The organism is Geminocystis sp. CENA526 (genome assembly GCF_050753365.1).
Classification (GTDB): Bacteria; Cyanobacteriota; Cyanobacteriia; order Cyanobacteriales; family Cyanobacteriaceae; genus Geminocystis.
In genome coordinates this window covers 64192-87611 of sequence record NZ_JBLZFY010000006.1, presented here as the reverse complement: position 1 = coordinate 87611, position 23420 = coordinate 64192, and the positions used below count along the sequence as shown (strand labels likewise).

General features: G+C 34.7%; 12 protein-coding genes. 5 read left to right on the top strand and 7 right to left on the bottom strand.

Annotation, left to right across the window (positions count from 1 at the left end; all coding sequences use genetic code 11):
* Nucleotides 1-112: 112 nt before the first annotated feature.
* A complete protein-coding gene (locus ACN4EE_RS03540; RefSeq protein ID WP_431705016.1) occupies nucleotides 113-1306 on the bottom strand; it encodes an HhoA/HhoB/HtrA family serine endopeptidase in 1194 nt (397 codons plus the stop codon).
* 287 nt (nucleotides 1307-1593) lie between these two features.
* On the opposite strand from ACN4EE_RS03540, the gene panB reads away from it, so the two are divergent.
* The 4 genes from panB to ACN4EE_RS03520 all read left to right on the top strand — a co-directional run bounded on the left by panB (nucleotide 1594) and on the right by ACN4EE_RS03520 (nucleotide 9204).
* Nucleotides 1594-2367, top strand: a complete 774-nt coding sequence (panB, locus tag ACN4EE_RS03535) for a 3-methyl-2-oxobutanoate hydroxymethyltransferase (RefSeq protein WP_431705015.1) — start codon at nucleotides 1594-1596, stop codon at nucleotides 2365-2367.
* A 176-nt stretch (nucleotides 2368-2543) separates the two neighbouring features.
* Entirely contained in the window at nucleotides 2544-4586 is a 2043-nt protein-coding gene (locus tag ACN4EE_RS03530; RefSeq protein WP_431705014.1) for an FAD-dependent oxidoreductase, read from the top strand.
* Nucleotides 4587-4923: 337 nt separating this feature from the next.
* Nucleotides 4924-6060, top strand: coding sequence for an ACR3 family arsenite efflux transporter (gene arsB / locus ACN4EE_RS03525; protein ID WP_431705013.1), 1137 nt, complete (start codon nucleotides 4924-4926; stop codon nucleotides 6058-6060).
* Between the two features lie 351 nt (nucleotides 6061-6411).
* Nucleotides 6412-9204 carry an efflux RND transporter permease subunit gene (locus ACN4EE_RS03520; RefSeq protein WP_431705012.1) on the top strand — a complete coding sequence of 931 codons (2793 nt, stop codon included), beginning with the start codon at nucleotides 6412-6414 and terminating at the stop codon, nucleotides 9202-9204.
* Nucleotides 9205-10212: 1008 nt separating this feature from the next.
* Here ACN4EE_RS03520 and ACN4EE_RS03515 read toward each other — a convergent pair.
* The 4 genes from ACN4EE_RS03515 to ACN4EE_RS03500 form a co-directional block, all read right to left on the bottom strand.
* Nucleotides 10213-14346 (bottom strand): PAS domain S-box protein, encoded by a 4134-nt coding sequence (locus tag ACN4EE_RS03515; protein WP_431705011.1) that lies wholly within the window; start codon nucleotides 14344-14346, stop codon nucleotides 10213-10215.
* A gap of 278 nt (nucleotides 14347-14624) precedes the next feature.
* Nucleotides 14625-14999: a hypothetical protein gene (locus ACN4EE_RS03510; protein WP_431705010.1), complete on the bottom strand. Its 375-nt coding sequence runs from the start codon at nucleotides 14997-14999 to the stop codon at nucleotides 14625-14627.
* A gap of 233 nt (nucleotides 15000-15232) precedes the next feature.
* Nucleotides 15233-15748 (bottom strand): cofactor assembly of complex C subunit B, encoded by a 516-nt coding sequence (locus ACN4EE_RS03505; RefSeq protein WP_431705009.1) that lies wholly within the window; start codon nucleotides 15746-15748, stop codon nucleotides 15233-15235.
* A gap of 58 nt (nucleotides 15749-15806) precedes the next feature.
* Complete coding sequence (locus ACN4EE_RS03500) at nucleotides 15807-16259, bottom strand: DUF29 domain-containing protein (RefSeq protein ID WP_431705008.1); 453 nt, start codon at nucleotides 16257-16259, stop codon at nucleotides 15807-15809.
* 178 nt (nucleotides 16260-16437) lie between these two features.
* Between ACN4EE_RS03500 and ACN4EE_RS03495 the strand changes: the two genes are divergently transcribed.
* Nucleotides 16438-18828, top strand: coding sequence for an FHA domain-containing protein (locus ACN4EE_RS03495; RefSeq protein WP_431705007.1), 2391 nt, complete (start codon nucleotides 16438-16440; stop codon nucleotides 18826-18828).
* Nucleotides 18829-18890: 62 nt separating this feature from the next.
* Here the strand turns inward: ACN4EE_RS03495 and ACN4EE_RS03490 are convergent, their stop codons facing one another.
* Nucleotides 18891-21080 (bottom strand): GumC family protein, encoded by a 2190-nt coding sequence (locus ACN4EE_RS03490; RefSeq protein WP_431705006.1) that lies wholly within the window; start codon nucleotides 21078-21080, stop codon nucleotides 18891-18893.
* Between the two features lie 282 nt (nucleotides 21081-21362).
* Nucleotides 21363-23243: a polysaccharide biosynthesis protein gene (locus ACN4EE_RS03485; protein ID WP_431705005.1), complete on the bottom strand. Its 1881-nt coding sequence runs from the start codon at nucleotides 23241-23243 to the stop codon at nucleotides 21363-21365.
* Nucleotides 23244-23420: the final 177 nt, after the last annotated feature.

The following is a 23420-nucleotide window of genomic DNA, read 5'->3' as shown; positions in this document are numbered from 1 at the left end:
TAACTTCATTAGTTAGTAATTAAAATTTAAGCCCTCTACCTTCTTGGTGGGGGGTTTTTCTTTAGATTTGCAAAATACAGGCAAGATGCCTGTTTTACGGTAAGCACTTTAGTTAGGGATTTTGGGGAAATTCTTGAGGACGAACTGTCATTATCTGTGTTGTGCCTTGTCGATCGATCTCTACTTCTAAAGGTTCTCCTATAATACTTAAATCAACTTGCTCTTGAACATCCACAGAAGTTAAAACAGGCACATCTCCCACTTTGAAAATAACATCACCTGCCATAAAACCTGCTTCTTGGGCGGGGGAATTGGGAACTACTTGGACGATTAACACCCCTTGAGTTAGATTGATTGGAAATCCCAAATTTTGGGGAATATTGCCGTTTTTAATCATATCCTGATTAAGAGTAATCATTTGAATACCGAGATAGGGATGACTCGCTTTTCCTGTTTTTTCCAGTTGTTGAGCGATTCTTTTAGCGGTTTCAATAGGAATAGCAAAGCCTAAACCTTGCGCGTTGGCACGAATAGCGGTATTAATACCAATAACCTCCCCTTGAGCGTTTAAAAGAGGACCTCCAGAGTTACCCGGATTAATCGCCGCATCGGTTTGAATGAATTTGACTCGTTTGTCTGGCACTCCTACTTCGGCACTCGATCGACCTAAAGCGCTTATAATACCTACAGTGACGGTATTATCCAAGCCTAAAGGATTACCAATGGCGATCGCCCATTGCCCTGTCGTTAAATTATCGCCATTAGCAAGAGGAATGATCGGTAAATTTTGCCCTTCTATTTTGACTACGGCTACATCTGTCATGGTGTCCACCCCTAACACTTTACCTTCTACAGATTGACCATTTTTCATGACTACTGAGACAACTTTTGCTCCTTCCACCACATGGGCATTGGTCATAATTAAGCCTTCTTGGGATACAATAAAACCTGAGCCTGTACCTTCTTCTATACGATCGAGAGGTATTTGATCAGCGAAAAAATGACGAAAAAGAGGATGATCTAAATTAGGGGGAAGATTGAGCGTCACTTGACGACTAGCATCGATTCTGACAACAGCATCCCCGACTTTTTCTACTGCTGAGGAGATAAAATTAATATTTCTTTCTGTAGGAATAGCTTTTTTGATGCTCGAACTATCAGTAACAGGTACGATCGTGGTATCATCAGGGGAAGATTTAAGGGATGATGGAGCAGTGGTAAACTCTCGACTCCCCCAAATTCCAAGAGCAATACCAATAATAAAAAAGCCTGTGGAGAAAATAAGTTTTATTAAAAATTTGTTCATTTATTTAATTTACTCAACAGCAGTTTAAGTCTAATAATTGTGTTTAAGATCACTCTTTTTTAATCTAACATAACCTTTGTAAAGGATTGAAAGATATTATTGATTACAAAAATACAGGTGGACAGGTGAACAGGGGGAGATTAAAGTTGATTAATTCTAGGATTTATCCATCGATAAAGAAAAACTGTCATTCTGAGGAATAGCAAAGAATTTTCAAGTATTTACTTTTGCTATAAGTGCATTAATTCTTCATTCTTCATTCTTCATTCTTCATTCTTAATTAATTTATGCGCATTTCGATCGAAAAATTACAACAATGGAAACAAGAAAAACGCCCTATAGTTAGTTTAACGGCGTGGGATTATGCCATAGCCCAAATATTAGATTTAGCAGGAATTGACATAATTTTAGTGGGAGATTCTTTAGGAATGGTGGCTTTAGGTCATTCTAGCACTTTACCCGTCACCCTTGATGAAATGATCCATCATACCAAAGCAGTTTGTAGGGGAGTAAATCGTGCCTTAGTGGTGTGCGATTTGCCCTTTTTAACCTATCAAAGCAATATTACCCAAGCTATTGAATCCGCAGGAAGAATTATCAAGGAAACTGAAGCAGGGGCAGTAAAATTAGAAGGTGGCTATCCCTCCATGATTGAAACTATTAGCCGTTTGACAGAAATTGGTATCCCTGTTATGGCGCATATTGGTTTAACTCCTCAATCGGTGAAAATGTTGGGTTATAAAAAACAGGGGATTACTCAAGAAGCTCAAGAAAAAATATTTAATCAAGCCATAGCCTTGGAAAAAGCAGGTGCATTTTCGATCGTGCTAGAACATATTACCGAAGAATTAGGAACAAATATCACCAAAACCCTATCTATTCCGACTATTGGTATTGGTGCAGGAAATGGTTGCGATGGACAAGTATTAGTAACGGCAGATTTATTAGGGTTATCGGCAAAATTACCGCCTTTTGCGAAGTCTTATGCTAATTTAAAGGAGATTATCTTTGATAGTGTTACTCATTTTGCCCAAGATGTGAGAGAACAAAATTTTCCTTAAATTAATCTTATATACTTCTGGCAGAAATCGGGCTAGAAGCCCGAACTACGGAGAAAAATATAGATTTCTCATGGTAAAACTGTAAAACAGGCATCTTGCCTGTATTTTCATAAAAATCGATCGACAATTAACAATGAATAATGAACAATTAACTATTTTGATGGATTGAAAGATTAATGTATAGATTTATTAGTAAAGATTTTTGGCGTAAATTAATTGCTATTCCCTTGAGCCTAGTATCCGTTACTCCTGTCATGGCAAGTATTCCCCGTAATGCAGATCGAACGGAAGAATGTGAGATATTAGTAGTAGGAGGAGGTTTAGCAGGGGCTGCCACTGCTTATGAAGCCTTATTAATGGGCAAAACCGTCTGTTTAACGGATATTACCGATTGGGTTGGAGGACAAATTTCTTCTCAAGGAACTTCTGCGTTAGATGAACGTAGTACTCAAAGACAGGAGTTATTTTTCCCTCGTGGTTATTTGGAGTTAAGAAGTAATCTGGAAAAATTCTATGGTCGATCGAACCCCGGAGAATGTTGGGTAAGTAGTTCTTGTTTTTTGCCTAGGGATGCCCATACAATTCTCGAAAAACAGTTACAAGATGCCGCTAGAAAAGGCAAGGGGACTTTAAAATGGTTTCCTAATACCGTGATTAAAGACTTAAAAATTGAAACCGTTGCCAATGCTGGTACTGGACAACAAATTGTCGAGGCGATCGCCATTCAACATCAACCTCAACCCAATACTCCTCCTCTCAACACCGAAACATTATCGCAAATCATTGAAGATGCTTACACCTACGAAGATTCAGCAAGATTCAAGAAAAATATTATTAGGTTTACTCCTCCTCAAAAACCACGCAAAGAAGGTAAAGCCAATTGGTTTATTGTGGAAGCCACAGAAACAGGGGAGTTAATCGGCTTAACGGATGTACCTCATCGCCTTGGGATTGATCCTCGATCGGAATTAGAACCATCATCTTCAAGTGCTACACCTGATCCTTATTGTACTCAAGGATTTACTTATACCTTTGCGATGGAAAAAACCGCCGAACCTCAACCACAACCTGAACCGCCCTTTTATCAACAATACGCCCCTTACTATAGCTATGAATTGCCTAGATTAGCGGATTTTGATCTCGTTTTCACCTATAGACGAATTTGGAAAGAGCAACCCAGTGAGATGGTAAGTTTTCAAGGTATTAGCTTTACAAAACCTACTCCGGGTGATATTTCCATGCAAAACTGGACATGGGGAAATGATTATCGCCCGGGTACATCAAGAGACAATTTAATTTATACCAAAGAACAATTACAACAAACAGGACAATTTAACCCCGGCGGATGGATGGGGGGATTGCGCACAGAAACCCTCCGCAAAGGAGAAGAAAACGCCATTGGTTTTTATCATTGGTTAGTCGCAGGTACAACGGATTCTCAATTAGGGGATGGTGTCAAAAAACCTAATCCCAATCACATATTCTTAAAAGGTTTAGATTCTCCTATGGGTACAGTACATGGTTTATCCAAATATCCTTATATGAGGGAAGGTAGAAGAATTATTGGTCGTCCTAATTATGCTCATCCTAACGGATTTGTGGTCAATGAAATTGATATTTCTCGCCGTAACTATAAAGATGACTATTATCGTCAAACCCTCACCCCCGAACAATATCGCCGTTTACAAGCCTTATTGTCTGGTTTGGAGGGATTTTCGGTTTTAAGTGGTCAAACTGACCCAGATGACGTAAAAAATCGCACTCGATCGACAATTTACCCTGATGCTGTGGGTATTGGACACTATGCCATCGATTTTCACCCTTGCATGACAGAGTATCCCCACGAAAAACCGGGTAATACCGAGAGAGAAGGAGAAAGACGAGGACAAGGACAGGCATATCCCTTCCAAATCCCCTTATCGGCTATGATTCCCCAAAAAATCGATAATATGTTAGTAGCAGGAAAAAGCATTGCCACCAGTCACATCGCCGCCGCCGCTTATCGAGTCCATTCCTTTGAGTGGTCATCAGGAGCAGCCGCAGGTATTACAGCATCAATGGCTTTACAAAGGGGAATTTTACCGTATGAATTTACAGAGGGTTTTGCTTTCCGTAACAAAAACCTACAGGATTTAAAAGCGACTTTAGAGAAAAGTGGTAATCCCACTCAATTCCCTAACACTTCCATTTTTAATTCCGATTGGGATGATTGGAGATAATCTTGAGAATGGGTAATAGGTAATGGGTAATGGGTAATACCTAGATTTTTGATTTATTAAAACTATTCACTATTTATTTGTTAAATCAAGTTTTATTGTTTTAATGAATCGTGTTAAAATGTATCAAGACGAAAAAATAAGTTATCAAAATTTTAATCACCTTAAATCTTTTATTTAATAAACATTTCCATAAATACAGGCAAGATGCCTGTTTCACAGTGATAAAATATTAATTTTTGGAGAAGTTTAATCAGATTTTTTGGTTTTAATTCTAGTCTCAATATTATTTTTTCTACAAATACAAAAAGATTAAAACAATTTTTCTTGGTTAGTGTATATGGATAATCAAATAAATATTTCGGCTGTGAAAGCTGGAAGTAACTTGAGTTTCTTTGAAAAATACTTAACGGTATGGGTAGCACTTTGTATCGTATTAGGGATTGGATTCGGTCGTATTTTTCCCTCGATCGCACAAAATCTTGATGCCATGAGTATATATAATGTTTCTATCCCGATCGCTATTTGTTTATTTTTCATGATGTACCCTATCATGGTGAAAATTGACTTTTCACAGGCAGTAAAAGCGATACAAACTCCTAAACCTGTCGTTTTAACTCTCGTGGTGAATTGGTTAATTAAGCCTTTCACTATGGTAGTTTTTGCTCAATTTTTTCTGGGTTGGTTATTCTCTCCCTTACTCACTGAAACAGAAATTATTAGGGGGGAAGTGGTAACAATAGCACAATCTTATATCGCAGGTTGTATTTTATTAGGCATTGCTCCTTGTACTGCGATGGTGTTGATGTGGGGTTATCTTTCCTATGGTAATCAAGCTCATACATTAGTCATGGTAGCGGTAAATTCTTTAGCAATGTTGTTTTTATACGCACCTTTAGGCAAGTTATTATTATCAGCAAATAATGTCATTGTGCCTTGGGAAACGATCGTATTTTCGGTGTTAATTTATGTGGGATTGCCCTTAATTTGTGCTGTCTTTAGTCGTTATTGGATTTTTAAATATAAAGGTAGAAAATGGTTTGAAACTCAATTTTTACATTATCTTTCCCCTATTGCGATTAGTGCTTTATTATTAACTTTAATTCTTTTATTTGCTTTTAAAGGAGAATTAATTATTAACAATCCTTTGCATATTTTCTTGATAGCAATTCCCCTATTTATTCAAACTAATTTTATTTTTTTTATCAGTTATGTTATCGCTTTAAAACTGAATTTATCCTATGAAGATTCTGCCCCAGCCGCTTTGATTGGTGCGAGTAATCATTTTGAAGTTGCGATCGCAACGGCGGTGATGTTATTTGGTTTAAATTCAGGGGCGGCATTAGCTACTGTAGTAGGAGTTTTGATCGAAGTCCCCGTTATGTTAATGTTAGTAGAGATATGTAAAAAAACTGCTCCTTGGTTTAAAAGAGAGCCTGATAAAGCAACATTATTTGATCCTCGATTAATTCATTAAACTTAAATTATGTCTAAAAAAAGGTGTCAGGTATCAGGTTGCAGGTATTAGGTTAAATTCAAACTGTTAATTTATAACAATTGCATTTTTAAAATAATCAAAGTTATAGATGATAAAGTTTATAATAATTATTTTCTATTAATTTTACATAATTACTGTAGAATAACCATTTTATAAGTAGCTAAAATCCTATCTAATAATAGTTTTGATTTCTATTTTAATTAGGGTTTGCTAAATAAATCAAAAGATTAAGCTAGTTTGCATTGAAGTTTACTGGTGATGATAGGGAAAAGGAAAGAGGGAAAAGGAAAGAGTTAAGAGTTTCAGTCATTTTTTTATTCTTCATTTTCTATGAATTTCTCTTTACGTCAACGGTTAAATATCTCTCGGTTTGCGATACATCACCCTTGGTTAACTATTAATTTTTGGATAGCGGTTAGTGTGGCAGGGTTATTGGCTTTTTCTTCCCTCAAATATGCCTTGTTTCCTGATGTGACTTTTCCCGTTATCATCATTCGCGCTTCGGGTAACTTCGAGACGGTGGTAGAAACAGAAACTAATTTGACAAGTCCGATCGAGCAGTCTATACTTAACCTTGATTCGATCGAAAGTGTCGCTTCTTCAACCTTTCCTAATCAAACTGTTATCACCTCCCTGTTTTTTGCAGGAGATAGCCTCGATAATGCCGAAAATAGCATCAAAAAAGTACTTGAAACTGTAAAGTTACCACCATACAGCGAGATCGAGATACTCCCCTATAACTTGAATGAGTCATCAGCTATTAGTTATGTCTTGACTAGCGAAAACTTAACTGTAGAAGAAATAACGACTATCGCCACAGAAAAAATTATTCCCCCCTTAGAATCGATCGAAGGTATCCTTAAGATAAATATTCTCGGCTTAGAATCTCCTGATAATGAAGATATATCTCCCTCTTTGATTCGCTTTAATGGTGAAGAAGGATTAGGTATTCAAGTGATTAAACGAGGAGATGGCAATACCTTAGAGGTGGTTAGAGATGTAGAAATTGCCATGACAAAATTAACTCCCTCTTTAACTGATAGTGATATTGAGGTAAATATTGCGCAAACGGAGGCGACTTATATTAAAGAAGCCACCCAAGCCACGATCGATACTTTAGTTTTAGCTATCATTTTAGCCATAGTCATAATATTTCCTTTTCTGGGTGACATAAAAGCCACCCTTATCACCGCCTTAGCTATTCCTATATCTTTATTGGGTACATTTATTGTCATGGCGATAGGGAATTTTAACCTAGAAAGTATCACATTATTGGCTCTTGCGTTAGTTATCGGTATCGTGGTAGATGATGCCATTGTGGATGTAGAAAATATTAGCCGTCTGATACAAGCAGGAGAAACTCCTAAACAGGCGGCGTTAAAAGGTAGTGACGAAATCGGTTTGACTACCTCCGCCTCAACTTTAACTATTGTGGCAGTATTTCTTCCCGTTGCCTTAACTACGGGTAATGTGGGACAATTTTTTAAACCTTTTGGCTTGACGGTATCCGCCGCCGTCATCATTTCCTTGTTAGTGGCGCGCACTCTTTCTCCCGTTTTGGCTATGTTATGGTTAGGGAAGTCTCAGAGAGGGGAAAGCCTGAGAGAGGGAGGAGAGGAGGAAGAAAAGGGGAGGGGGAAGACAGGAAGACAGGAATACAGGCAGACAGGAAGACAGGCAGATAGGAAGACAGGCAGACAAGGGAGATTCATTCTTAATTTTGAATCTTTAGGCGATCGAGTTTTAGAGAAATATCGTAATCTGTTGATATGGTCATTATCTCATCGTAAAATTGTTTTAGTGATTGCCTTAACTAGCTTCATTGTCGGTATTGGTTTAATTCCGTTGATTCCCCAAGGTTTTATTCCTCAATTAGACAGAGGAGAATTTAACGTTATCTATACTAGCCAGTTACCGAATATTCCCATAGGTGGGAATGTTAATCAAAATTCTGAGGAGGAAACCCCCGTTAATGATGATAATTCTTCTAGTTTTGGCTGGTTAGGGGAAATTCGTCAAAATCCCGATGGTTTTCTGTTACGAAGAAGTCGCCGTGTTGGAGATAACATCGAAGCCTCTATTTTAGAAATTCCTGAAGTGGAGTCAACTTTTAATATTGTCGGTTTTCGTGGGCAACCTAATAAGGGTAAAATTTATGTCAAGTTAAGAAAGGATAGACAATTTTCCACTGCCCAAGTACAAAATAAAATAAGAGAAAATCTACCAATTATTAAAGGGGTAAGTATCAGTGTTGAGGATATAAAATTTGTTGACACGGGAGACGGGAAACCTTTTTCTTTTGCTTTACAGGGTGAAAATTTGACATCTCTTTTTGAAACGGCGATAGAAGTAAAGCCTTCTTTAGAAAATTCATCTGGTTTAACGGATTTAACGGTGTCTCCTGATTTACCTGATAATATCGATAATATCATTACTATAGAACGTTTTAACGGGGTTCGATCGATCACTTTTTCGGCAAACATAGCACCGGGTTACGTCTTAGGTGATTTAACCACCGAAGTTGTTAATACCATCTCTCCTTTACTCCCTTCGGATGTCAATATCTTTTTAGGAGGAGACTACGGCAGAATGAAGGAAGTTGCCCGACAGTTTACTATTATCTTTGTCCTCTCGATCGTGTTTATGCTATCGTTACTATGGTTGTTATTCGGTAGTTTAATTGAACCTTTAGTCGTAGGTTTTACTTTACCCTTATCCATTGTCGGCGCTATGGTGGCTTTACTTATCACTCAAAGCGACTTCGGTATGATTTCTCTCATCGGAGTTATTTTCTTGTTAGGGTTACTCGACAAAAATGCCTTACTTTTAATAGATTATGCCAAGCAACAACGTCAAAAAGGAATGTCAAGGGAAGATGCCATCATTTTAACAGGCGTAACAAGACTGCGCCCGATTTTAATGACAACTTTTTCTACCATCTTAGGAATGTTACCCATTGCCTTGGGGTGGGGTGTCGGTGCAGAATTAAGGCAACCTATGGCGGTAGCTATCATTGGCGGTTTAATCACTTCTACCCTTCTTAGTCTGATTATTGTACCTGTTTTCTACTGCTCGATCGAAGATTTTTGGTTAAAAATCAACATCTTTGGTAAGAAAATTTAAAGATTAGGTACTCAAAAATTATTTATAATAGATTTCAAGTAAAAAAGACTTTTGTGCAACCCTTACACAAACTTATGAAACAAAATAAGATACTTTCCACGCAATCAATAATTTCTGATACTGATAACAATGTGTTGAAAAATAAACTAAAGAGGATAGAAATAAGAGAAAATGAAGCACAATAAACCCTACTTAGATTAGGGTATCATCCCGAACATATAAATGAAGGTAACATTATTTATACAGAATTATTAAATGATAATTTAATTACTTTAGAGCAGTTTTTAGAAGATTCTTAAAATTTTTTTTATTTATGCTATGATAAATTTAGCATTTTCCTATCTCGATCGAACATGAACGAAAAAATAATGCTATGAAAAGAGGAATAATATTGTGATTCGAGGAATAGCGAAGGAATCTCGAAACATTTTTAAGCAAAATATTGTCATTCCTATAAACTCAAATATTGTCATTGCGAGGCAACGAAGCAATCTCAATTAATTGAAATGTTATCTGTCATTGTGAAGGATAGCAAAGGAATAATCTGGTGACGCAATAAATCTTTTTCATCACCAATAACCATTCATTCTTCTGGGAGTAAAATCATGTCTAAATATCTCAAAAACATTACTCTACTTACTCTTTTTCTCGTTATGGCTTATCCTAGTTATGATTTCGTAAGAGATTTTACTAATAATAGAATGACGAGAGTTCAAAATACAACCTACAATTTTTCTCGTTATTTGCGCTCGTGAAGTACCTAATACTAACCTTCGGTATAGTGTAGGCTTCTCGTCTCATCTGCCAATGCTTTACAATACTCCGAACCTAATCTAAGATAGGTATTAAATCATCATGAGTTTCAAAAGACACTTTGAAGGCTTCTCCCTCCTCAATAAAGTTGTAACCAGTAGCTAAGATGCTTTCTCTTTCTTCCTCCCCTACATAGATATATGTACCAAAACCAGTACTAGAATATCACTAATTCAAGTTTATGATCCACATTTCTTATGGTGTAAAAGTGATAATAAAACAAGTACCCTCATCACTACCATTCACTTCTATTTCTGCGTCTAACTGTTGACTTAATAATCTCACAAGGCGCAACCCAAGGGAGTTATTTCTTTCCCAGTCTAAATCAGGAGGCAATCCAATACCATTATCTCTTACTTCTAATCTTATAGGTTCTTGGTCTTTAGTAATCAAATTGATGGTGACTTCTCCTTCTCTTTGGGGAAAGGCGTGTTTAAAGGCGTTGGTAACTAATTCATTGATTAATAATCCTGCGGGGATAGCGGTTTCAATACTTAAATAGCATTCTTGCAGATGAGTAACGGGTTTGATGCCTGTGTGATAATGGTTATAGGAAAGGAAAAGATTTGATACCAGACGGTTAATATATTCAGCAAAGTTGATCTCAGAAAGGTCATTGGATTGGTATAATAATTCGTGAATAACCGCCATACTTTGAATACGATTTTGACTATCTTCAAAGAGATTTTTCACTGCTTCGTCTTCGATATAACTAGATTGTAGGTTAAGCAATCCTGAGATAACATAAAGGTTGTTTTTGACTCGATGATGGACTTCTTTCAGTAGAATTTCCTTTTCTTGTAAGGATTTAAAGAGTTTTTCTTCCGCTTCATGTCTTTCGGTGACATCGGTAGAGATACCATCGATACTAATTGCTCTACCATATTGATCATACACTATGTGCGATCGTTCTCGAATCCAGCGAGTATGTCCTGTGGATAACTCAATTTTATATTCCAATTCCCAATTTTTACCGTATTCGTTTTGTAAAACTCCTAATTGGTAGTCTTCCATAATATCTGCCCATGTTTCTTCTACTAATTGACGATATTCGGGTACTACCATATCTAATAAAATACCACGATTCACTAATATATCCGCAGGAGAATAGCCGTATAATATCTGACAAGCAGGGTTAATGTATCGTAAATTTAAGTCAGGTAAAGACATTGACCAAACTACATCCTGTAAAGAACTTAGCACACTATTTAATCTCGCTTCGCTTTGTTGTAGAGACTCCTCTGCTTTTTTTCGATCGCTAATATCGTTAATTACAGCGATAAAGTAAGAAGGATCGACAGACACCCATACCACAGACATAGTAAGATTAACCCATAAAAGTTTGTCATTAGCACATATTAACCTGATTTCCCGTTCAAAAGTAGCATTATTTCCTCCTAATAAACTAGATAAATCTGTCAGGGTAGGAGAAACATCATCGAGATGAATGAGGGAATGAAAATCTATATCCACTAACTCATCACGGGAATAACCGATTAATTGACTAAACTTGTCATTGACTAAAGCTAGTTTACCGGGGAGACTTACTTGGAGAATACCAACGGCAGCTTGATGAAAAATACTGCGAAAACGTTGTTCACTTAATTTTAAACGAAGTTGGGCTAATCTTACTTCTTCGATGTCTTGCCCACAGGCAATAATACCAATGCCTTCTCCATGATTATCGGTAAAACGGTTAACATTCCATAATATTGTTCTTTCGTTACCATCGGCAGTTAATACTTTGTTCTCTAAATTACGATGAACTTGTCCTTGGTGTAAAGTGAGATTTAATGTATTTTTAAAAGACTCTCTTTCAGATGGAGGAATAAACAATAGGAAATAGTCTTCTCCTAAAACTGAATCTCTACGCCAACCAAACACTTTTTCTGCTTCTTCGTTCCACTCTACTATACGATAATCTTGATTGAGTACCACTAAAACTGTACCAGTAGTCTGGACAAATGTTCTTAATTGAGTGGTAGTGTGTTCGAGTTCTTCTGTCCTATCTTTGACTCGACTTTCTAATTCTTCATTGAGGATGCGCAGTTGCGATTCGGCTTGTTTGGCTAAGGTTATGTCTCTGGCGGTGGCGTAAATAATACCTTCTTCGTAGGGGAGGCTTTTCCATGCTAACCATCGATATTGCCCATCACTGGTTAACCAACGGTTTTCAAAGTTAACGCTAGGGAAACCATTACTGAGTTTTTCTAATTCTTCTTTGGTAATTTCCACATCGTCAGGATGAACAAAAGATAGCATATTTTGATTGATCATCTCACTGGAATTATATCCTAGGGTAGTTAAAAAACTAGAGTTGACTCGTTTAAATGAACCATCTACCCCTGTGATACAAAACATATCTAGGGATAAGTTAAAAAAGTAATCTAGTTGTCGTTGCGATCGAGTCCTATCAATAGCAGTAGCTAAAACATTGGCAACGGTTTGTAAGAAGTTAATTTCTTCGGGAGTGAATTTACGGGGGGTTTTACTGTAGATACCCATAACCCCAAAACAATCCCATTTTCCGCCAATATTAACGGTAGCAGCGCTGATAATACCAGTATTGTGTAGAATGGGGGAAGGGCTAAAACGGGTTTCTATCATCAAGTCTTCTGTGATGACTGGATTCATGACTTTTAATGTATAACCCGGCATCCAACGAGGTGACGAACCAATTTGAGCTAACCCTATCCATTCTTTTGTCCAACCTATCCCTGCTCTTAACACAAAAGAGGCTCTATTTGGTTGTAATTGTAACAAATCGCAATATTCGACTTTGAGAGTTTCCCCCACAATCTTAACGGTGGTTTCCATTAGGGTTTCTAAGTCATTATTGATTAAGGCAGTGTTGCCTAAACTAGCAATGGCGGTTTGATATTGTGCCACTTGGAGGGCTTTTTGGGCGTATTCTGATTGTTGTATTGCGATCGCAACTTGTGCCGCTAATTTTTGCAGTAATTCTAATTCATCTTCTAACCAGTGACGGGGTTGACGGCAATTTTGGGCTGCGAGTAATCCCCATAAACCATCATGGAATATAATCGGCACCACTAGGTTAGCTTGTATTTCTATACCCAATAATAAATCTAAATGACAAGGGGAAAGATTAGCCTCGAAAACGTTGTTAACGGCTTGAATCCTCCCGTTGAGATAAGGTTGGATAAAGTCTTTGACAAAACAATGATCTTGTACTACTCTACCAACGATCGACATTACTCCCTTGACGACAGATTCGGCGATAATAACTCCGTCACCATCGGGGTATAATTGATAAACGATGACTCGATCGCAATCTAAAAACTGTCTTACTTCATTAACAGTACTGTTTAAAATTTCTTCTAAATGTAAAGATTTGCGAATGCGTTGACTAAGTTGTGATAGTAATTTTTCTTGCTCAACCTGTTTTTTTTCTACTTTAAAAGCGGTTTTTATTCTGTTTAATTCTTTTTGTTGTTGTCTTAAATATTCCTGTTGCCAAGAAGGGGTTAATACTTTGATTAAATGATGAGCGCTGATGATATTTAATCGATCGTATATTTTAAAATAATAATTATCAGAATTATCTTTATAGTCATTAGAATAATCAGTTACCAAACAAGAATTAATTTCTGAATGAGGAAAATCATGGTTAATTAATAGATAAGAATTTTCTACTATTAAGTTGCTAATTAGACTAATTTTTTCAGTATCTTCCCGACAGGGTAACTCATTAAGTTTTAATTCCGCAATAGTTTTGTTTTTCCAATCAGGAATAAGAAGATTATTTATTAATGTTTGATAAGTAAAGATTTTTAAACGACAATCATGCTCAAAAATAAATCCATCAATATTGTTATTACTACTTAGTTTTTTTATAATAGACAATATACTATTATTTTCATGGACAACAGTTAAATTAGGTTCAATTAACTCTGATATAGGAATACTTTGATAAAAAGATTCAGTATTAAAGTAACGACAAAGACTTTTAGCCGATATAATTCCTATGATATTATTATCTTCATTTAAACATCCATAAATGGGATATTTTTTATGATAAATATTTTCAGCAAGAATAAAGATATTAGGTAATTCTTTTTCTTGATAACAGGGAAAACTCTCACAAAAATTTTTTGCCCTAAAAGAATAAATATTCACATTAGAAGCAATTATTTTGAGGATGGTTTTCTGACAAATAACACCAATGGGAATTAAATTATTTACCACTATCAAATATTCATATCCCATCGCCATTTTTTTTACCACATCTGTAAAAGAAGTATCGGGTAAAATCAGAATAGGGTGATAGTCAATAATTGTCTGATTTAATTCCTCATGGAAAGCCATAGTTTAAATTAGGAATGAAGAATGAAGAATGAAGAATGAAGAATAAAGAATGAAGAAGTAAAAATAGTTTTAGTCGTTAATCAATAACCCATCATGTAATAAATCGCGCAGCGTTGCGAGGCAGGAAGCAATCTGATGGCTAATAGCTAACGTCTGCTAAAGCGACTCATGTAAAAATTACTAAAATTGTCATTGCGAGGTAACGAAGCAATCTCGAAACCTGATATTATTTATACTAACGTCTATTTTAATAACTATTCACTATTCATTATTCACTATCAACTATTCACTCTATAAGAAAGAGGCTCACAAAATTGCTCTATTCCTTGTTTAATAACATAAATAATAACAGGAGTTATTAATAGGGGAGGGCAAATTTTTTTCTCTAATAGGGCATTTACTGCGGTTTCAATGTAATTATCTTGTAAATCTGCTCTTAAATTTTCCTCACAAATGGCTACCCGACAGCGTTTCGCCCAACCATCTAACCAATCCACCCGATCGATCGATTGTCCTATGGCAAGTGCGATCGAGGTTGCACCATCTTCTAAATCACCTTCAGCATCTTCAATCATATCTAATGCCATCATAGCAGGTTCACATTCGGCTAATTGATCTCGATAGTAACTAATTTCTTGAGTGGTTAACTGCATAAATCTTTAATAGGGTGTGATAAAAAAGTCCAATGATGAAGAAAGGGAAAAGTAATGAGTAATGAGTAATGAGTAACGTAGGGGCTTAATATATTAAGCCCCCCCCCATCAGAAAATAATAACTATTTGTTAATTCCACCTGTCTTTTAGTCTCCTAATTCCAAATTCTCCTTACCTGTCTCTTATTTTTATTCTACATTCTGCATTCTCAATTCTGCATTCTTAATTCTCCATTATTCTTTGACGGAATAATTAAAAGGGAAATTTGTTTGTAATTGAATCAACTCATCTCGATGAGCTTGAATAGTAATTATAGTATCATTGGATTGATTATTTTCATCTAAACGAAAGGCTACTTTTTCGATTCTTTTTGCACCTTTCCAATAGAAAAAACCTGCTAATGGAGAAAGTATTAATAGCCAAATAAATAAGTAAGTTTCTGTGGAAAATAACATTGATAAAACTAGGGCAAAACAAAACAATCCACAACCTGCTAAAAAACTTAAAAAAACTGCTAAAAAAACACTAGGAGAGACTAAACCTTCTAAGGTAACTTTATTGGTATCAGGTTCGATCGAGCTTACTTTATAGGCTCTTTGTTGAAAATAATCCCTTAAATAACTTAATATATTATCTTGACTATCTTGACAAGATATTGTAACAATTTCAGTTCTATCTTTGATACTTCCTCGAATGAAAAAGAATAAACCAATCATCAATAAAAGAGTTAATAAAAATGTTGAAATCATGGTTAATAGTTAATAATGAATAATGAATAATGAATAATGAATAATGAATAAATTATAATTAGAAATAATTTTGATCTAAAACTTGTTCAAGACTATAAGGACAATTTTGAGGAAAATCAACAGAATGATTTGTTTTTTCCTGACTATATCTTAAAGCAGATTGATATATTTTAGATAATTTTTTTTCTAAAAAAATCTTTAAATTTGTTGTTAAATCAGCTTCTATTTGACTGCGAAAACTAACAATTTCTGAACGCCAATGACTAGCATTTCTGATAGATTCTTGTTGCCAGTATTGCAATAATAAAAGATACCTAATAATTTGTTCTGTTAGACTCCTTACTGCTGATTTATCTCGTCTTCCCAAACTTTCTAACTCCTCAATTAAATTGTCTAAATCTAAGTCATTAAATCTTTTTTGTTTTAATAACTCAATAGTTTTTTCTAACCATAAATTATCATCTTTTTCATATAATTTTTGTAAATATTTACTTTGATTTGTTATCATCATTATTTTTTATTTTACCATTTTGTGCAATGATTTTATCTATTTTTTATTATATAATAAAATTTATCCGTAAACTTGGATACCTCCCAGTTTATAATTAAACTTAAGAATTTTCTTGTTAATTTTTCAGTAAAATGATAAATAAATTGTAGGCAATACCCCCACTTCATTAAATTACTCTATGAATAGTTTTTCTAGTAGTTCCACTGTTTTGGCAACCTCTCCTTATATTATTGTTAATAATCAAGGTCAAATTTCTCCTTATTTTGAGTTAAGAAAACCTCAACATATTTTAGGAAGAGATCCCAGTTTAGCTGATTTTATTTTACCATCGGATTGGTCCGTAATTAGTCGTTGTCAAGCTACGATCGAAAAAATTAACAATGATTATTATATCTTTGATGGCGATCGAAATAATGCTAGTAGTAATAAATTATTTATCAATAACTCTTTAATTACTCCCACGGAAGGTTATCGATTAAATAACGGTGATACCATCAGAATAGGGCAAAATGTCAATGTTTTAGTCACCATTCAATTTTTTGATCCTAGTAAGGCTTTTTCTACTGAAAATATTAGCAAAAAATCTATTTCTTTAAAGCAAAAATCTACCGTTTTAGGCAGAGATGAAACTGCTAATTTACAATTAATTGCTCCTACAGTTTCTCGTAAACACGCCGTTATTGACTATCAAAAAGAAGGGGAATATGTTTTATATGATCATAGCAGTAATGGGGTATTTGTTGATGATGTCAAAGTTGATGGAAAAGTCAACTTAAAATCTGGTTCAGTTATCAAAATTGCTCCCTATACTTTAGTTATTCACGGGGATGAATTACTCATCGCTGATAGCGGTGAAAATATCCGTTTAGATGCAGAAAATATTTTACGGGTTGTTAAAGATAAAAACGGTAAATCTATTACGTTATTAAATGACATTTCTTTACCTATTGAACCGGGGCAATTAGTAGCTTTAGTGGGGGGAAGTGGGGCAGGAAAATCAACTTTTATGCGCACTTTATTGGGTATTGAACCGACAACTTCGGGTACTGTATATTTAAACGGTGAAAACTTAAGAAATAATTTTAATATTTATCGCAATCAAATAGGTTATGTACCTCAAGCTGATATTATTCATCGTGATTTGAGAGTAGAAGAAGTTTTACGCTATACAGCTAAATTAAGATTGCCTCCTGATACTGATATTGATGCCATTATCGAAAAAACTTTAGTGGATATTGAGATGGTAGAAAGGCGTGATGTTTTTGTGAAAAATTTGAGCGGTGGACAGTTAAAAAGGGTTTCGATCGGAGTAGAATTATTAGTTGATCCTAAGTTATTTTTCCTTGATGAACCTACTTCTGGATTAGATCCGGGGTTAGACAAAAAAATGATGCAATTATTGAGAAAATTAGCTGATCAAGGAAGAACAGTTATTCTTGTTACCCATGCAACTACTAATATCAACCTCTGCGATCGACTGGTATTTTTAGGGCAAGGGGGCAATTTATGTTATTTTGGAGATTATGAAGACGCTACTAAATTCTTTAATTTAACAACGGGAGATTTTGCTGATATTTATATACAATTAGATAGTAAAGAGGCGGTTTTTGATACATCCAATAAATTTAAAAAATCAGAATTTTACGATAAATATATAACAAAAAAATTAGGTACAGATCATCAAAATAAAGCCACTATTAAGCCTAAAAAAGTTAAGAGCAATTTATTAAAACAAATAGCAATTTTATCCCAAAGATATTATCAATTAATGATTAGAGATAAAACGAACTTAATTATCTCTTTATTAACAGCTCCTATTGGCATATTTTTAATTGATTTAGCTATCAGAGAAAGTGAACCTTTTATTTTACCAGAAGAAGCTGATCCTGCCTTAGCACCTTTAACTCAAACTGTCTTATTTGTCTTCACTTCGGCGGCGATTTGGGTTGGCTTATCCACCTCTTTACAAGAAATAGTAAAAGAGAACGATATTTATTTACGAGAAAGATTAGTAAACCTTAATTTATTTGCCTATTTAAAATCAAAAATAGGGGTATTAAGTGGGTTAGCATTTTTACAAACTATCTTGATGGTAGGGGTGATTTTATTTGCTTTTTCTCCTCCAGAATCGGAAACCATTTCATGGTTAGCAGGGGTTAGTATCACTACATTTTTAACTCTTTTTGCTTCCATGTGCCTAGGCTTAATGATTTCTGCTACAGTGAAAAATAGTACCCAAGCCAACAGCGCTTTACCCTTGCTTTTGTTACCTCAAATCATCTTTTCTGGCGTGTTATTCAAAATAGAGGGTATCGGTAAATATTTGTCATGGTCGATGATTAGTCGTTGGTCTGTAGGTGCTTATGGCTCATTGGTCAATATTAATAATCTTGTACCTGAAGTGAAGATATTACCAGATGGCACGGAAATTGAGCCTCCGTTCAAAATCACCGATGTTTATGATCCTGATTGGAGTAACCTTAGTTTAAACTGGCAAATTCTCCTTCTCCATAGTTTTATTTATATCTCGATCGCATGGTTTATGCAAAAAAGAAAAGATATACTTTAATAAGCTAAGACGTATTTAAGTTTACTGATTGGGAGAGGGAAGAATTTTAACTTTATTATCTATTATCCTTCTCCATTAATAATCATTCCTAATACAGATAATCTCGCTATTTGCAATTCACCTATTACTTTTTCTAAATTTGCATTGTTAGTTTTTCCTAAAGCAATGATAAATAACAATCCTTCCGTTAAGGGAGTCACAATTTTTGCATCAGAAAATTCCATTAATTGAGGGGTGTTATAAATAACAAAATCAAATTCATTTTTTAGTGTTTGAGTGACACTTTCCATCTTATCAGAAGATAAAATGCCCACAGGATTAGCGATTTGACTACCCGCCGTCAGTACAAATAGGTTATCTAATTTTGAGGTTTGAATGGCATCATTGACAGGAATATCATTCGTGATAACATCACTAATTCCTTTGGTGTTTTCTAACCCTAAATAATTATGCAACTTAGGCTCTCGCAAATTCATATCGACTAATAACACTTTTTTGCCTACTAAGGTTGCGGCTTTGGCTAAATAAATACTAATGATCGATTGTCCTTGATTAGCATCAACAGTAGCCATCGTAATGGATTTGATCGATCGAGTTGAACTCAGAGCATTAATATTATTATAAATAGAAAAATAATTATCCAGATTAAAACCCTTAGAATTATCAGTAAATAAACCTTTTAAAACCAGTAACTCTTTCTGAGCAAATTTTTGGGGATTCAGACTAAACAATTTTCTATTATTAGGAATTGTCCCTAACACGGGTAAACCCACAATCTTTTTAACGTCGATTGTACTATATAGTTTAGGGTCTAATTTATCTACCAGAAAACCAAGCATAATACCAACAAATAAACTCCCTATACCAATTAAAGCAAGTATCTTTGTCTTTCCAGAATCTTCAACAACAATACTTTCGTCGATTGGTGTTAATAATCGCCAAGGAGAAAACTGTCTTGCCACTTCAATTTCCAAGTTTTCTCTCAAGGCTAGTAATCGGGTTAAGTTTTCTGTGGCAATTCTTAATTCTCGTTGAAGACTAATAAATTCTTTATTGAGAGTAGATAAATTATTTATCTCTTGATTTAATGCTACTTGGGCTTGATTGATTCCTTGCCTTCTAGCTTCTAAAACTTGAATTTGATTATTAACATCAAAAAATTGTTGTGTTACGGTAGGAGTACTAGAGAAAGATGAAAAAGTATCTAAAGATAAATTTTTGTAGGGCATACCTAAAATTCTTTGACTTTCTTGATCGAGTAAAACAACTAATTCTTCTCTTTCTTTTTCCAATTGTTCAATAGTAGGATTTTCTGATCCTAATCTAATTCCTTCTGTCGCTATTTTTAATTCTAAATCTTTGATTTGGGTAAGAAGTTTGATATAGTAAGGTTCACGATTTAAACGAGTTACAATTACTCCGTCTTCAGGAGTTAATCTTAACTGTTGTTGTAGTCTGGCAGAAAGTTTTTTTGCACCTTCTAATTCTAACAATATTCTTTGTCTTTCTTGCCGTAGAAAGCCATTCTGTGCACTTATAGAAGCACCTCGTGACTCAGGGCTAATTAAAGTATTCTTGATCAAGAAATTTTCTACCTGTGACTCTAAATTAGCTACTCTTTGACGAGATCGATCGATTTGATTTCTTGTAAATTCCAGTTGTTGTGTAGGATTTTGAACTGATTCTTTTGCTTGAAATTGTAAATAACCATTTACCACCTCATTTAAAATATCTAAGATTTTTTTCTTTGACTGACTTTTATAGCTGATTTCCAACATTTTGTTCAACCCTGGTTGTCGAACATTAAAGTTTTCTGACAAGATTTCTTTTTCTTGTTCTTCTAAATTGGGATCAGGTAAGTAAATTATTGCTGGATATTTTTGTTGTATATCTTGAATGATGGAGTCCATCACAAAAGGACTTTTTAAAAGAGTAGTTAAACTTTCATAGTCCAAACCAGTACTTCGTAGCACAGAACCAGCTCCACTAGTGGCAGCTGCCATTCCGGCTAAACCACCTAAGTTTCCTAATCCAGAACCACCTGCATTTACTGATTCCACCTGCATTTTAACCGTACCAGTATAAACAGGAGGTTTACTCAAAACCCACGCTACCCCCAAGGATGTTAAAGTAATAGTTGTACCAATGATAATTAAACTTCTTCTTTGAAGAATTTTGAACAATTCACCAATATCAATCTCGTCATCCTCTACTATCTGATTATTGTTATTTAGATATACTGATTGATTCAATTCGGGGCTTTCGGAGATTACATTGTGAGAGTTATTGGAAGTATTTAAGAACATAATTTTAAAAATTAAAGTAAAAACATTAAAGTTAACAGGACTTAAGGCTCAGGCTAAAATCTTGTTTTTGGAGAGAATGACACAATCTATAATCGTTTTGTGGACGATCGAACTCAGGTTAGGTATTAGATTAAATAAACATTTTATACATTTTGAATAGATTATGTTGGAGATATTAGTATTGTTAACCATTGAAAGTTTTAATCATTATTAACATATTAGAGAAAGTTATGTTGTCTTTGATAAACTCTGAGGTTGATATTCTGGCACTAAAAATTTTAGTTTATCTAATACAGCTTCACTATTTTTCTCCAGACATTGACAAAGTAAATTTTCTAAATGTGGTTTAAGTTCTTCCCATGCTATCATTGGTTCATTGCCAAAAAATATTTGGGGATGTTGACTAGGGCGACTATTTTCTTCATCGATTAATAATTCTTCATAGAGTTTTTCTCCCGGTCTTAAACCTACTATATTAATGGGTATATCCTTATGGGGAATTAATCCGTTCAATTCTATCATTTTTACTGCTAAATCGTAGATTTTTACTGGTTTGCCCATATCTAATAAAAATATTTCCCCCCTCCTTGCCATCGCACCTGCTTGAATTACTAAACTCACCGCTTCGGGTATGGAAATAAAGTAACGGGTTATATCTTTATGGGTTAGGGTTATGGGTTTTCCTTCATTGATTTGTTGTCGGAAACGAGGAATAACAGAACCGCTACTGTTTAACACATTACCAAAACGAACGATGGCAAAGGTTGTTGGTATATTATTTTGAGAGGCTAAAGCCTGTATTAGTAATTCGGCAACTCTTTTACTAGCACCCATGACGTTGGTTGGTCTTACGGCTTTATCCGTAGAAATGAGAACAAAGTTTTTTACTCCACAGGCGATCGAACTTTGAGCGGTAATTAATGTTCCTGCTACATTATTATAGACACCAATAGCTGGATTCATTTCCACCAGAGGAACGTGTTTATAAGCTGCCGCATGATAAACTGTTTCAATGTGATGGTGTTTTAAAATATCTTCAAAATAGGATTGATCTGTTATATTTCCTAAATAAGGGTATATCGGAACATCTAATTTCTCCTCCTTTAGTTCCATTTCAATGGTATAAAGAGCAAATTCATTGAGTTCAAATAAGACTAAACATTTTGGACGTAGTTGAATGATTTGTCGGCATAATTCAGAACCGATCGAACCTCCAGCACCAGTAACTAAAACGGCTTTATGAGTAATATTGATTTTTAGCAAACTATCATCGGGAGTAATTTCTTCTCTACCTAATAGTTGTGCAATGTTGATGTTTCTAATTTGAGAAACTGAAACCTCTCCTGATAATAATTCTTGAAAAGTCGGTATGGTTTTAAATTCTAAGGGTAAATTTTCTAACTCTTTAATGATTTCTTTCTTTCGTGCCACGCTTAAATTGGGTATAGCAAAAATGAGGGTATTAAAACGATTTTTTTGATATAAAGATTCTAAAATGTGAGGGCTGTAAATAGGAAAGTTAAGAAGTTCTCTTCCTTGTAATTCTGGATTATCGTCCACAAAAGCTAATAATCTATATTCAGAATTTTCTTTTAAACTTTGAGCTAATTGGTATCCTGCCGCCCCTGCACCATAAATAACTAAATTTTCTTTCTTGCTTAAGTTTGATTGTAATTTTATGATCGATCGAAGGGTTAAACGTAAAGCAGTAATAAAAACAACACAAATTAAAGCATCTATGATAATTAATGATGATGTTAAATATTTTTGATGTAAAACATAGACTAGCATAATCCCCACAATAGTAGTCATGCTCAAAGATTTACTCAGAGAAAAAAGAAAGCTGACATCAGTATATTTAGTTACAGAACGATATAAGCCAAATAGGAAAAAAACAATAATTTTCAAAATTATATAACCAACAATAAATACCATTCCGCTCTCAAATAATGTCAGTGTTTCTTCAAAACCATACAAAAGGGTTGAAGCTAACAATATTGACACAATAGTCAAAAAAGTATCCAAAACACATAATATTATCCATCGGCTCGATCGAGATAAATCACTGTATTTAGGAATAAACAAAAACAAAAAATTCCAAACAAGCATTTTTAGTTATTTCAAAAATCAATTTGTAAATTATCCAATAGTAGCTTAATAAAATCAATATTGCCCTTTTTGAAGCAAACTAACATCAACTTATCTTTATGAAGAAAAGCTCATAATAGGTAAACTTAAGAAAAATTACCTAAAAGTAGTAAAGTATAGATCGATGAGTTCACTTTC